Raw genomic sequence first — 13,504 nt, 5'->3', positions numbered from 1 at the left:
GGGGGGTGGGGGTGAAAGGGGCTCCACTTCGCTCCACCGGGGCTCTCCACTTTCCTCCCGAGGAGGGGTTGACAGCATGTCGTGCAGGGAGAAATGGGAAATTTTGCGGTGGTATGTCATGAGTGCCGAGACCGGTGTCGCAAACCAGACGCGGTTGATCATGGAAACGCCCTCCACCGGGTGGACTCGGCGCTGAGCTGGGCTTTTGGGCTTGACTAAGAATCGTGGACGTGCTCAATCCGCTTGCGGGTGGAGGGAAGTGGAGTAGAGTGGAGCGCAGTGGCAGGGCCGAGGGGGACCGACCGGAAGCCTGCCGGCCCGAGTTGACAAGCGGACCGCGAACCGCTGGGGGCAGGGGGTGGACGGCCGATGTTCCTCGGCACCCATACCCCACGCCTCGATGACAAGGGGCGGCTGATTCTTCCGGCCAAGTTCCGAGATGAACTGGCGGGAGGTGTCGTGATCACCAAGGGGCAAGAGCGCTGCTTGTACGTGTTCCCGATGCCGGAATTCCAGAGCATCGCGGGCCAGCTTCGTCAGGCGCCGGTGACCAACAAGGCCGCCCGGGCTTACAGCCGGGTGTTCTTCGCCAGTGCGCACGACGAGGTGCCGGACAAGCAAGGGCGGGTGACCATCCCGGCGCACCTGAGGGAATACGCGGCCTTGGACCGCGACCTCGTGGTGATCGGTGCGAGCACCAGGGTGGAGATCTGGGACAAGCAGTCCTGGGACGACTACCTCGCGGCGAGCGAAGACGAGTTCGCCGACATCGAGGAGGGGGTGCTGCCCGGCGGGCTGTGAGGCGTGGCACCGACCGGCCCCGGCCGGCACCGCCGCCGTACTGCGAGATCTCCACCCGCTCCGACTCCTGGCGCCTCTTCCCCGGTGCCAGGCGTCTCGCCCGGACAGCAGACCTGCTGGCAACAGGCAGCTGGAACGGCACGAGCGGATGGGGATCTGGCGGTACGGACGCGGTGCGGACGATGTCCGGGCCGGTGCGGCGACTTGGGAACAGCCGGGGTGCGAGGGGGGTCGACATGGGGGAGCTGCGTGGCACGCACGTGCCGGTGCTGCTCGAGCGCTGTCTCGAGCTGCTCGCCCCGGCCCTCGACATGCCCGGCGCCGTGCACGTGGACTTCACTCTCGGCCTGGGCGGGCACGCGGAGGCGGTCCTCGAGCGATACCCGGATGTGGTCCTCATCGGACTCGACCGGGACACCGAGGCGCTCGCGCATTCCCGGCAGCGGCTCAGCCCGTTCCGCGCCCGGACCCATCTCGTGCACGCGGTCTACGACGAGCTTCCACAGGTGCTCGCCGACCTCGGGTACGAACAGTTCCACAGTGGCCTGTTCGACCTCGGTGTCTCCTCGTTGCAGCTGGACGAGGCGGACCGCGGTTTCGCGTACGCCCAGGACGCGCCGCTGGACATGCGGATGGACCAGACGACGGGGGTCACGGCCGAGGAGGTCGTGAACACGTACGAGCCGGGCGAGCTGGTCCGGATCCTGCGGCAGTACGGCGAGGAGAAGTTCGCACCGCGGGTCGTCTCGGCGATCGTGCGGGAGCGGGCGAAGGGGCGGATCACTTCGACGGCCCGGCTGGCGGAGCTGGTCAAGGAGTCGATCCCGGCCGCCGCGCGACGAACGGGTGGAAATCCCGCAAAGAGAACGTTTCAAGCACTACGTATTGAGGTAAATGGCGAACTCGCCACGCTCGAATCGGCCGTACCGGCTGCTTTGGACGCATTGGCGCCGAAGGGGCGCCTTGTGGTGATGAGCTACCAATCTTTGGAGGACCGGATCGTCAAGCGCGCCCTCACCGAGAGGACGCGCAGCACGGGACCGATCGACCTGCCGGTCGAACTGCCCGGAACCGGTCCGACCTTGCGGCTGCTGACAAAGGGGTCGGAGCCGCCGACGGACGAGGAAGTCGAGGCCAATCCGCGAGCGGCCTCGGTGAAGCTGCGCGCGGTCGAGCGAATCGGCCGGGAAACGACGACGACGGAGGCCGGCCGGCCCCGGAAGTCAACGCACGGGGGACGAGGGCGGTTACGCCCGGGGGAAAGCAACGAGGGGGAGGGGAAAGCATGAGCGAGCGCACCGCGCCGCGGCCGGGGGGCCGGGCCACGGATCATGCGGACGCCCAGCGAAGTGACGCCCGGGGGGCGCGCCACTTCACCGGTGCCACGGACGAGCGGTCCGACACGCGCCGGTCAGGGATCGGGCGGGACACCGCCGGCAAGCAGGCCTCCAGGGCCAAGACCGCCAAGGCGGCAAAGGCCAAGACCAAGACGACTGATGACGTACGCCCGGAGAGCCGTCCCGATCTCGTGCGCGGCAAGGGTCGCCGCCCGGAGCCGAAGATCCTGACGCGTCGTGAGGAGAACGCCGCGGCCAAGCGGCGTCCGGTCACCGACGCTCCGGTCGACGGGACCGCGGCGCTGCGGGTCGAGGAGCCGCTGGCGGCACCGGCGCGGGTCACCACCGGTGAGGTCAAGACCCCGCGGCTGCAGGTGGCCCCGCCGGCGCCGATCAGCGCACCGCGGGCGCCGTTCGTGGCCTCGGTGATCGGCGTGGTGGTCGTCGGGGTGCTCGGCATCCTGCTGATCAACACGAAGACCAACGAGAACTCGTTCCGGATCGCCGACCTGCAGAAGCAGGGGTCGGCTCTGGACAGTCAGCAGCAGGACCTGGAGAACCAGCTGGTCGAGGCGTCGAGCATCGGCAACCTGGACGCGGCCGCTCGCCGGCTCGGCCTGGTCCGGGCGGAGAACCCGGCCCGGTTCCGGCTGCCCGACGGCAAGATCATCGGGGTTCCGACGCCGGCCAACGGCCGGCCGGCGGTCACCGCGCAGGACGCCAAGACGGCCGGGCCGACCGCCAAGTCGGACGCCGGTGCGGGCAAGGTCGCGCCGGTCAACGGCTCGACGACCGCGGACGGGCAGGCCAACGGCGCGGGGAACGGCCAGACGGCGAATGGGGCGACGGTGGGTAACGGCCAGACGCCGAGCGGCACGGGGCAGTAGGCCGCATGTCACCACGATCCGATGACACACCGCGCCGGGGCAACCAGCCCCGGCGCGGTACGTCTCGTGACCTTCCGGTCGGGGACACCGACCCGGAGGAGACCGAGGAGAACGGCCGGGGCCGCGGCTTCGGCGGCATCGGCGACGCGCGGGCCTACACCCCGCGCGGGCGCACCATGGCCGAGCGCGACCAGCGCACCCGCTCACCGCGGGCCGGCCGGACCACCGACCCGTTCCGCCCGGCACTCCAGGTGCTCGACGGCGGCCGCCCCCAGCGTGGGCGCCGGCCGGCCGCGGAGCCCGAGCAGCCGCCGGAGAAGACCACCAAGTCGAAGACCGGGACCGGGGAGAAGGGCGACACCGGGCGGCGTGCGCAGCGCGACGCGCGTCCGACCCCGCCGCGGACCCGCCGGCCGGAGTCCGGTGAGCGGGACGACCGCGATGAGCTGAAGCAGCGCCGGGACCGGGTCACCGGCCGTGGTGCCCGCGGCGGCGAGCGCTCCGGAACCGGGCGGCCCGCCACCCGAGCTCCCCGGTCGCCTTTTGGTACCCGTACGAAAAAAGCACCCGGCCCCAGCCGCGCCGTGCGTGCCGTTGTCGCCGAGCCGCCGAAGCTCGCCAATTCCACCCGCCGCCTGCGGCTCGGCACCGTGCTCGCGCTCTCCCTGTTCGTGATGATCGGCGTGCGGCTGGTCGTGCTGCAGGTGGCCTCGTCGCCGGGCGACGCGGCGCGGCTGATCAAGCTGCGTGAGCAGCGGATCACCGAGGTCACCCTGCCCGCGCCGCGCGGCAGCATCCTGGACCGGGACGGCACCGTGCTCGCGCACAGCGTCGAGGCGCGCTACGTGGGCGCCGACCCGGTGCTGGTCAAGGACCCGGCGGCGGCCGCGGCCCAGCTGTCGCCGCTGCTCGGCGTGCCGCAGTCGAAGCTGATCGAGAAGATGACCCGGCACAAGCGGCCGGGTGGTGGCGAGTCGCGGTTCGAGTTCCTGGCCCAGGGTGTGGACATCTCGATCGGGGACCGGATCTCCAAGCTCGACATCAAGGGCATCGTGGTGAAGCGGGACGAGCGGCGCGACGTGCCCGGCGCCGACCTGGCCGCCAACCTGATCGGCTGGACCGGTGCCGACAACTCGGGCCTGGAGGGCCTGGAGGCGCGCTACGACTCGCTGCTGCGGGGTACCGCGGGCACCCAGGAGTTCGAGATCGGCAAGGGCGACCTGAACACCCCGATCCCGGGCGGCTACCAGCGCTACGTGGAACCGCAGCCGGGTACGTCGTTGCAGCTCACCATCGACGCCGACCTGCAGTACGAGGTCCAGCGGATCCTGTGCGAGCAGGCCACCGACTGGAAGGCGACGATCGCCGGCGCGGTGGTGCTGGACGTCAAGACCGGTGAGGTGCTGGCCCAGGCCAGCTGCCCGACCTACAACGCGGCCAAGCCGCTGGACTACTCGCCGTCGGACCGGGAGGACGTACCGAGCGCGATCGTGGCCGACCCGGGCTCGATCCACAAGGCGTTCGTGATCGGTGCCGCCCTGCAGGAGGGCCTGATCACGCCGGACTCGACGGTGACCGTCGGGCCCGCGCTGGAGCGCGGCGGTTACCGCTTCCAGGACAGCCACATGCAGCCCAAGGGCACCAAGATGACGATCCCCGGCATCCTGGCGCTGTCGTCCAACGTGGGCACCATCCTGATCGGCGACAAGCTCGGCAAGCAGAAGGTGTACGAGTACCAGCAGAAGTTCGGGCTGGGCAAGGCCACCAACGAGGGCATGATGGGCGAGGCGACCGGCAAGATCCTCACGCCGGACGAGTGGAGCGGGTCGGCGTCCGGCTCGGTGCCGATCGGGATGAGTGTGGACGCCACGCTGATCCAGATGGCGGCCGGCTACGCGGCGATCGCGAACGACGGCACCTACATCCAGCCGCACCTGATCAAGGCGATGATCTCCGGCAAGAACGGCAAGGTCACCGCGGGGCCGACGGCGGAGTCGCGGCAGGTGCTGCGCCCGGATGTCGCCTCCGAGCTGCGGACGATGATGGAGGCCGTGGTCGACGAGAAGGACGCCACCGGCACCCAGGCCGCGGTCACCGGTTACCGGGTGGCGGGCAAGACCGGCACCGGCAAGCGGCTGATCGACGGCCAGTACACGAGCAGCAACTACGGGTCGTTCATCGGCATGGCGCCGGCCGAGAACCCGCGGTTCGTGATCGCGGTCTCGGCCGAGGTGGCACACGGCACCGGTGGTGACGTGGCCGCGCCGGCGTTCAGCAAGATGATGTCGTTCGCCCTGCTCCACTACCGGGTCCCGCCGTCGTCGACCAAGGCGCCGAAATTCCGCATCCATCCATGATCGGAATGAACACGTCGATAGGCCGCATGGCGTTTTCCGTCGCTCACAGGGAACCGGGTAGGGTCTGACGCCGTGCCCGGAGTTCCCCGTCCCGAGACTGTCGCGCCGCTGCGGCTGACGCGCCTGGCGACCCTGTTGCCGGCCGAGCTGAGCGGCGCGGACGCCGAGGTCACCGGCATCACGCACAGCAGTCGCGAGGTGCTTCCCGGTGATCTTTACGCGGCGCTGGCCGGTGCGAACCGGCACGGCGCGGAGTTCGTGGCGGGGGCCGCGGAGGCCGGTGCGGTGGCGGTGCTGACCGACGCCGCGGGCCGCGAGGCGGCCCTGGCGGCCGGCCTGCCGGTGCTGGTGGCCGAGGACCCGCGGGCGGTGCTCGGCGCCGCTGCCGCGGCGATCTACGGCGACCCCTCGGCCCGGCTGATGATGATCGGGATCACCGGTACGGCCGGGAAGACGTCGACCGCCTACCTCGTCGAGTCGGGGCTGCGCGCGGCCGGGCTGACCACCGGCCTGATCGGCACCGTCGAGACGCGCCTCGGCGACCTGGTGGTCAAGAGCGTGCGCACCACCCCGGAGGCGACCGACCTGCAGGCGATCCTGGCCGCGGCGGCCGAGCGGGACGTGACCGCGGTGGTGATGGAGGTGTCCAGCCACGCGCTGGCCATCGGCCGGGTCAACGGGCTGCGGTTCGCGGTCGGCGGCTACACCAACTTCGGGCTCGACCACCTCGACTTCCACTCCGACGTGGACGACTACTTCGCGGCCAAGGCGAAACTCTTCGACGGCCGGTGCCGGTTCGAGGTGCTCAACTACGACGAGCCGGCGCTGCGGCCGCTGTTCAAGCCGGCCACGATCAGCTATTCGGCGGCCGGTGACACGGCGGCGACCTGGTGGGCGTCGTCGGTGCGGCCGTCGGCGTTCGGGCAGCGGTTCGTGGCGCACGGCCCGGGTGGCATCACGGTCGAGGCCGGGGTCTCCCTGCCCGGCCGGCACAACGTGGCGAACGCGCTGCTCGCGCTCGCGTCGCTGGTCGCGGCCGGGATCGATCCGGCGGTGGCGGCGCGCGGCATCGCGGCCTGCCCGGGGGTGCCCGGCCGGCTCGAGCAGGTCGACGCGCCCGGCGACGTGCTGGGCGTGGTCGACTACGCGCACAAGACCGACGCGATCGTGGCGGCACTGGCCGCGCTGCGCGAGCTGGCCAACGCGCGCGGCGGGCGGGTGATCTGCCTGATCGGCGCGGGCGGCGACCGGGACAAGGGCAAGCGGCCGCAGATGGGTGCGGCCGCGGCCCGCGGCGCCGACCTGGTGCTCGTCACCGACGACAATCCGCGCACCGAGGACCCGGCGGTGATCCGGGCGGCGGTGCGCGCGGGGGCCGAGGGTGCCGGTTCGTCGGCGAAGATCATCGAGGTGGCCGGCCGGCGGGCCGCCATCGACGAGGCGGTGCGGCTGGCCGGTGCCGGTGACGTGATCGCGCTGCTGGGCAAGGGGCACGAGTCGGGCCAGGAGGTCAACGGAGTCATGTTGCCGTTCGACGACCGGATCGAGCTGGCCGGCGCGCTGCTCGCCGCCGCGGGGGGTCATTCTTGATCCGCATGACGCTGGACGAGATCGCCAAGGTCACCGGGGGGCGTCTCGTCAACGCGACGCCGTCGGTGATCGTGTCCGGGCCGGTCGAGTACGACTCCCGCAAGATCGGGCCGGGCGGGCTCTTCGTCGCCTTCCCCGGCGAGAAGGTGGACGGCCACGACTTCGCGCCGACCGCGATGGCGGCGGGGGCCGCCGCCGTGCTGAGCACGCGCGACACCGGCCACCCCGGAGTGGTGGTCGAGGAGCCGCTCGTCGCGCTGGCCGCGCTGGCGCGTGCGGTCGTCTCGCGACTTCCGGAGCTGACCGTGGTCGGGCTGACCGGGTCGTCCGGGAAGACCACGACCAAGGACTACATCGGGCAGTTGCTGGCCCGGCTCGGGCCGGCCATCGCGCCGGCCGGGTCGCTGAACAACGAGCTCGGCTTCCCGTACACCGTGCTGCAGGCCACCGAGGAGACGCGGTTCCTCGTGCTGGAGATGGGTGCGCGCGGTATCGGACATATCCGTTATCTCTGTGATATCGCCCGGCCGAACGTCGGCCTCGTGCTGAACATCGGCGCCGCGCACATCGGCGAGTTCGGGTCGGTCGAGGGGACCGCGCAGGCCAAGGGCGAGCTGGTCGAGGCGCTGTCGCCGGCCGGGGTCGCGGTGCTCAACGCCGACGATCCGCTGGTGGCCGGGATGGCGCCGCGCACGTCCGCCCGGGTCCTGCTCACCGGTGAGTCGGCGGACGCCGCGGTGCGGGCCACCGAGGTTTCGCTGGACGGGGCCGGGCGGGCCTCGTACACCCTGAGCTTTGATGGTCATTCCGGACATGTCCGGCTGGCCGTGGCCGGGCGCCACCAGGTGGCCAACACCCTCGCCGCGGCCGGGGTGGCACTCACGCTCGGGATGGACTTCGACGATCTCGTTGCCGCGCTCGGTGCGGTCGGGATCGTGTCGAGCCGGCGGATGGATGTCTTCACCCGGCCCGACGGGGTCACGGTGATCGACGACTCGTACAACGCCAACCCGTCCTCGACGGCGGCGGCGCTGCACGCACTCGCGGCGATGAAGGCCGGGGGCCGCCGGATCGCGGTGCTCGGCTACATGGCCGAACTGGGCAGCCATGAGGTGTCCGGGCACGTGGAGGTGGGCCGGCTCGCGGCCGAGCTCGGCGTGGACCGGTTGATCGTGGTGGCCGCGAACGCCCGTCCGATCCTGGACGGGGCGAGCGAGGTCGAGGGCTGGCACGGGACGGCGATCTTCGCCGAGGACCAGACCGTCGCGCTCGGGATCGTCACCGGGGATCTGCGCGACGGCGACGTCGTGCTCGTGAAAGGCTCCCGGTACCGGACATGGGACGTGGTCGACGGATTACGTCCCGAGGGGGGTCGCCCGTGAGGGCAGTCATCGTCGCGGCTGCGGTCGCGTTCATCATCTCCCTGTTCGGCACGCCGGTCGCGATCCGTGTCTTCACCGCGATGAAGGCCGGCCAGCCGATCCGCGGCGGCCTCGGCCTGGCCAGTAACCAGGGCAAGAAGGGCACCCCCACGATGGGCGGGGTGGCGTTCATCCTCGCCACCGTGTTCGCCTACGTGGCCGGGCACGTGGCCCTGACCACGCTGCCCGAGCGGCAGATCGCGCAGGAGGGGCCGACCATGACGGCCCTGGTCCTGCTCGGCCTGTTCGTGTTCTGCGGCGTGGTCGGCTTCCTGGACGACTTCCTGAAGATCCGCCGGCGCAACTCCGACGGCCTGAGCGCCAAGGGCAAGCTGCTCGGCCAGCTGATCGTCGGCGGCGGGTTCGGCGTCGCCGCGCTCTACGTGACGAGCACCAACGGCCAGACCGTGTCCAGCGAGCACATCTCGTTCATCCGCGACGTGAGCTGGCTGAACGTCGGCAAGGTCGGCTCGGTGCTGGTGTTCGTCTTCGTCATCATGGCGATGTCGAACGGCGTGAACCTCACCGACGGCCTCGACGGCCTGGCCACCGGCGCCTCGATCCTGGTGCTGGCCGCGTACGCGCTGATCGGCTTCTGGCAGTACCGGCACTGGTGCGGTGACACCGCGTACGCCAACGCCAACGACTACTGCTACCAGGTCCGAGATCCGCTGGAGGTTTCGATGATCGCGGCCGCGGCGGCCGCCGCCTGTGTCGGCTTCCTCTGGTGGAACACCTCGCCGGCCCGGATCTTCATGGGCGACACCGGGGCGCTCGGTCTCGGCGGCCTGATCGGCGGCCTGGCCGTGTCGACCCGCACCACGCTGCTGTCGATCATCATCGGCGGCCTGTTCGTGATCATCACGATGTCGGTGGTCATCCAGATCATCTCGTTCAAGACCACCGGTAAACGGGTGTTCCGGATGTCCCCGCTCCAGCACCACTTCGAGCTGGCCGGCTGGAGCGAGGTCAACATCGTCGTCCGGTTCTGGATCGTGGCCGGCATCTGCGTGGCCATCGGCCTCGGCCTGTTCTACTCGGACTTCCTCGCCGTAATGGGATAGATATCTCTCGCGACACGCCCGGTCATGACACCGGCTCGCGTGTCGCCGGAACGATGATGTGTCCATGGCGGACGACCGAAACCCGAAGGTGGCTCGCCCGTCACTGAGCAGGCAGCTGCTGCCGGCCGTGCACGGGCTGCTGGCCCGGCCGCTTTCGTCGTACTACCTGCTGATCGCGAGCTCCGGCCTGTTGCTGCTCATCGGGCTCACCATGGTGTTCTCGGCGACCAGCGTGAAGGCCTACCGGGACAACGGCAACGCCTTCTCGGCGATCGCGAACCAGTCGTTGTACGCGCTGCTCGGCCTGGTCGTCTTCTGGATCTGCCAGCGCCTGCCCACCCGCACGCTGCGGGACATCGGCAAGTACATCCTGGGCGCGGCGATCGTGCTGCTCGCGATCCTCGACCTGCTCGGCGCGCTGGAATCGGTCGGCGTGCTCAGCTCGCCCAAGATCGGCCCGGTCCACGCCAACCTGCTCTGGCTCTACTTCGGCCCCATCGGCCTGCAGCCCGCCGAGCTGGCCAAGCTCGGCATGGTGCTCTGGGGCGCCGACGTGATCGCCCGCAAGGGCCCGGCGCTCGGCCACTGGCGCGAGCTGTCCCGGCCACTGTTCCCGGTCATCGGCCTGCTGTTCGTCCTGGTCGGCTACAACGACCTCGGCACCATGCTGGTGCTGCTGTCGCTGATCGTCGGCCTGCTCTGGGCGGCCGGCGTGCGGCTGCGGGTGTTCGCCGCGCTCGGCGTCCTCGGGATGGCCGGCATCGGCCTGCTGATCGCGGCGGCCTCCGGCGGTGCCGGCTCCGGCTCGACCGACGCCGAGAACTACCGGCTGGCCCGGCTCACCAACTTCCTCCAGCCGCTCGAGAAATGTGACCTCCAGGACAACTGCTACCAGCTGATCCAGTCCCGCTCGGCGATCTTCGAGGGCGGCTGGTTCGGGGTCGGGCTGGGCAAGGGGGTCCTGAAGTGGAACTGGTTGCCGGAAGCCTCCAACGACTTCATCTTCGGCGTGGTCGCCGAAGAGCTGGGCGTGGTCGGCTGCAGCGTGGTGCTGGCGCTGTTCTCGGTGCTCGCCTACACCGGCTTCCGGATCGCCCGCCGCTCGTCCGACCCGTTCCGCCGCCTGGCCGCCACCGCGATCACCACCTGGCTGGTCGCCCAGGCCGTGATCAACATCGGCGGCGTGACCGGGATGCTGCCCATCACCGGCCTCCCGCTGCCGTTCATCTCCGCAGGTGGCAGTGCCCTCGTCGTGACGCTCGCGGCGATCGGGATGCTCGCCTCGTTCGCCCGCGCCGAGCCGGACGCGAGCAAGGCCCTCAACGCCCGTCCGCCCGCCAGATGGGTACGGCTAGTCTGGGCCCCGCTGCCGCCGCTCCCCCCGCAACGGCAGCCGGCTCCGAAAGACAGCCGGGCACCTGCCGGCAAGGGGAATCGCCTCTAGTCCGCACCACGGTGACGGGCGGGGCGGAGGACGTGGGAGGAGAAAGCAATGCTGCGGTCGGTCGTGCTCGCCGGAGGAGGCACCGGTGGACACATCTATCCGCTGCTCGCCTTCGCCGATGCCGTGAAACGGCACTTTCCGGACGCTCGGATCACCACGCTCGGCAGCCCCAAGGGCATGGAGAACGAGCTGATCCCGGCGGCCGGTTACGACCTGCGGGTCATTCCGGCGTTCCAGCTGCCGCGCTCGGTCAACCTCAACCTGCTGCGCACCCCGGACCGGATGTACAAGTCGTCGCACGCGGCCGGCAAGATCATCGACGAGGTGCAGGCGGACGTCGTGGTCGGCTTCGGGGGGTACGTGTCGGTGCCGGCCTACCTGGCCGCCTGGCGCCGCGACCTGCCGATCGTGATCCACGAGGTCAACGTGCCGCCGGGCGTCGCCAACCGGATGGGCATGAAGTTCACCAAGAACGTCGCGGTCGGGTTCCCCACCCAGCCGCAGCTGGCCGAGTCGCTGAAAGACGCCCGGGTGGTCGGCGTGCCGCTGCGCACCGCGATCACCCACCTCGACCGGGCCGCGCTCCGGCCGCAGGCGCTCCACCACTTCGGGCTGCGCCCCGACCTGCCGGTGCTGTTCGTCTCCGGCGGCTCGTCCGGCGCCCGCACGATCAACCTGGCGGTGGCCGCGGCGGCCAAGCGGCTGGCCCACGCCGGCATCCAGGTGCTGCACGTGCAGGGCGGCCGCAACGACCCGTTCGAGGTCCCGGCCGACCTCCCGGTGCCGTACGTCGTGGTGCCTTATCTTTCGGACATGCAGCTCGGCTACGCCGCCGCCGATCTGATGCTCTGCCGTGGTGGCGCGATCACCGTGGCCGAGACGACCGCGCTCGGCGTCCCGGCCGTCTATGTGCCCTATCCGTTCAGCAACCAGGAGCAGGAGCGCAACGCCCGGCCGGTGGTCGAGGCGGGCGGCGGCATCCTGGTGGGCAACGCCGAGCTGACCCCCGAGTGGATCGAGCAGCAGATCATCCCGTTGGCACGCGACCGGCAACGGCTCGCGATGATGGGTACGGCTGCTTCGCACTACGGGCGCCGGGACGGCGACGAGGCCCTGCTGGAGTTCGTGTTGGAAGCGGTGGCGAAGGCTCGATGAAGGGGACAGGACAGTGAACACCGCGGAGCTCACGCCGGCCGGGAAACTGACCGCTGAGGAACTGGGCAGCGTCCATCTGATCGGCATCGGCGGGGTCGGCATGGCCGGTCTCGCCCGGCTGCTGCTCACCCGCGGGGTGCCGGTCTCCGGCAGCGAACTGCGCGAGTGGCCGGCCCTGGCCGCCCTGCGCGCGCTCGGCGGCACCGTGCACATGTCGCACGAGGCGTCGAACCTGGAGGGCGTCGACACCGTCGTCTACTCCACCGCGATCCCGCACGACCACCTCGAGCTGGTCGAGGCCCGCCGGCTCGGCCTGCGCATCCTGCACCGCTCCGAGGCGCTCGCCGCGGCGATGACCAACCGGCAGACCATCGCGGTGGCCGGCACCCACGGCAAGACCACCACCACCTCGATCATGACGGTGATCCTGCAGCACGCCGGGCAGGACCCGTCCTTCGTGATCGGTGGCGAGATCTCCGAGGCCGGCTCGAACGGGCACCACGGCACCGGCCCGCACTTCGTGGCCGAGGCCGACGAGTCGGACAAGTCGTTCCTCATCTACCGGCCGCACGTCTCGATCATCACCAACATCGAGGGCGACCACCTCAACAACTGGGGCGACCTGGACGGGCTGAAGGCCGGCTTCCTGCAGTTCGCCGAGCTGACCGACGACGACGGCTTCGTGGTGACCTGCGCCGACGACGAGGGCACCCAGGGCCTGATCGCGGCGCTGCGGGCGGCCGGGCGCACGGTCTGGACGTACGGCGAGAGCGCCGGCGCCGACCTGCGGATCAGCGACGTCGTCTCGACCGTGAGCGGGGTCCGCTACCAGGCCACGCTGGACGGCAAGCCGCTCGGCGAGATCAAGCTGGCGCTGCCCGGCCGGCACATGGGCCTCAACAGCGCCGCCGCGGTGCTCACCGCGCAGCGCCTGGGCCTGCCGCTGGACAAGACCACCGAGGCGCTCGCCTCGTTCCCGGGGGTGCGCCGGCGCTTCGAGCGCAAGGGCATCGCGGCCGGGGTGCGGGTCTACGACGAGTACGCGTACCACCCGACCTCGGTCAAGGCCGCGCTGCGGACGCTGCGCGAGGTGGCCGGCGACGGCCGCCTGGTGGTCGTCTTCCAGCCCTACCGGGTCTACCGCACCCGGGACCTGCAGGCCGAGCTGGCCGAGGGCCTCGGGATCGCCGACCAGGTGATCGTGATGGAGGTTTTCGGGCCGGGCGAGGTGCGCGGGCCGGGCGAGGGCGGGGTGTCGCTGACCGCGGCCATCGACCTGCCGGCCGGGCAGAAGGTGTTCGTGCCCGACTGGGAGGACGTGCCGGCCGAGGTGGTTCGCCGCAGCCGGCCCGGCGACGTGGTGGTCACCATGGGCGCCCCGCCGATCTCCCTGATGGGCGACGAGCTGCTGGCCGCACTGGCCTCGGCCGGGCAGCCGGAGTAGGCGA

General features: G+C 70.9%; 10 protein-coding genes. All 10 read left to right on the top strand.

What is annotated here, in order from left to right; translation table 11 throughout:
- Positions 1-369: 369 nt before the first annotated feature.
- The 10 genes from mraZ (at position 370) to murC (ending at position 13,500) form a co-directional block, all read left to right on the top strand.
- Positions 370-801, top strand: a complete 432-nt coding sequence (mraZ, locus tag Adu01nite_RS44700) for a division/cell wall cluster transcriptional repressor MraZ (protein WP_203735483.1) — start codon at positions 370-372, stop codon at positions 799-801.
- A 236-nt stretch (positions 802-1,037) separates the two neighbouring features.
- Positions 1,038-2,090, top strand: a complete 1,053-nt coding sequence (rsmH, locus tag Adu01nite_RS44695) for a 16S rRNA (cytosine(1402)-N(4))-methyltransferase RsmH (protein WP_203735482.1) — start codon at positions 1,038-1,040, stop codon at positions 2,088-2,090.
- The gene (gene ftsL, locus Adu01nite_RS44690) at positions 2,087-3,025 is read left to right on the top strand and encodes a cell division protein FtsL (protein WP_203735481.1); all 939 of its coding nucleotides are present in this window, start codon (positions 2,087-2,089) and stop codon (positions 3,023-3,025) included. The genes rsmH and ftsL overlap by 4 nt, the downstream gene beginning before the upstream one ends.
- A gap of 5 nt (positions 3,026-3,030) precedes the next feature.
- Positions 3,031-5,382 carry a penicillin-binding transpeptidase domain-containing protein gene (locus Adu01nite_RS44685; RefSeq protein ID WP_203735480.1) on the top strand — a complete coding sequence of 784 codons (2,352 nt, stop codon included), beginning with the start codon at positions 3,031-3,033 and terminating at the stop codon, positions 5,380-5,382.
- 72 nt (positions 5,383-5,454) lie between these two features.
- Positions 5,455-6,972, top strand: a complete 1,518-nt coding sequence (locus Adu01nite_RS44680) for a UDP-N-acetylmuramoyl-L-alanyl-D-glutamate--2,6-diaminopimelate ligase (protein ID WP_203735479.1) — start codon at positions 5,455-5,457, stop codon at positions 6,970-6,972.
- A complete protein-coding gene (locus Adu01nite_RS44675; protein ID WP_203735478.1) occupies positions 6,969-8,354 on the top strand; it encodes a UDP-N-acetylmuramoyl-tripeptide--D-alanyl-D-alanine ligase in 1,386 nt (461 codons plus the stop codon). Before Adu01nite_RS44680 ends, Adu01nite_RS44675 begins: the two co-directional genes overlap by 4 nt.
- The gene (gene mraY, locus Adu01nite_RS44670) at positions 8,351-9,457 is read left to right on the top strand and encodes a phospho-N-acetylmuramoyl-pentapeptide-transferase (RefSeq protein WP_203735477.1); all 1,107 of its coding nucleotides are present in this window, start codon (positions 8,351-8,353) and stop codon (positions 9,455-9,457) included. Before Adu01nite_RS44675 ends, mraY begins: the two co-directional genes overlap by 4 nt.
- A 64-nt stretch (positions 9,458-9,521) precedes the next feature.
- Positions 9,522-10,901, top strand: coding sequence for an FtsW/RodA/SpoVE family cell cycle protein (locus tag Adu01nite_RS44665; protein WP_203735476.1), 1,380 nt, complete (start codon positions 9,522-9,524; stop codon positions 10,899-10,901).
- 48 nt (positions 10,902-10,949) lie between these two features.
- On the top strand, positions 10,950-12,056 hold the full coding sequence (gene murG, locus Adu01nite_RS44660) for an undecaprenyldiphospho-muramoylpentapeptide beta-N-acetylglucosaminyltransferase (RefSeq protein ID WP_203735475.1): 1,107 nt from the start codon (positions 10,950-10,952) through the stop codon (positions 12,054-12,056).
- 13 nt (positions 12,057-12,069) lie between these two features.
- Complete coding sequence (gene murC / locus Adu01nite_RS44655) at positions 12,070-13,500, top strand: UDP-N-acetylmuramate--L-alanine ligase (protein ID WP_203735474.1); 1,431 nt, start codon at positions 12,070-12,072, stop codon at positions 13,498-13,500.
- Positions 13,501-13,504: the final 4 nt, after the last annotated feature.

It is taken from the genome of Paractinoplanes durhamensis, assembly GCF_016862175.1.
Lineage (GTDB): Bacteria > Actinomycetota > Actinomycetes > Mycobacteriales > Micromonosporaceae > Actinoplanes > Actinoplanes durhamensis.
Note: the sequence above shows the minus strand (reverse complement) of the source record. Positions and strands in the feature narration are given on the sequence as shown.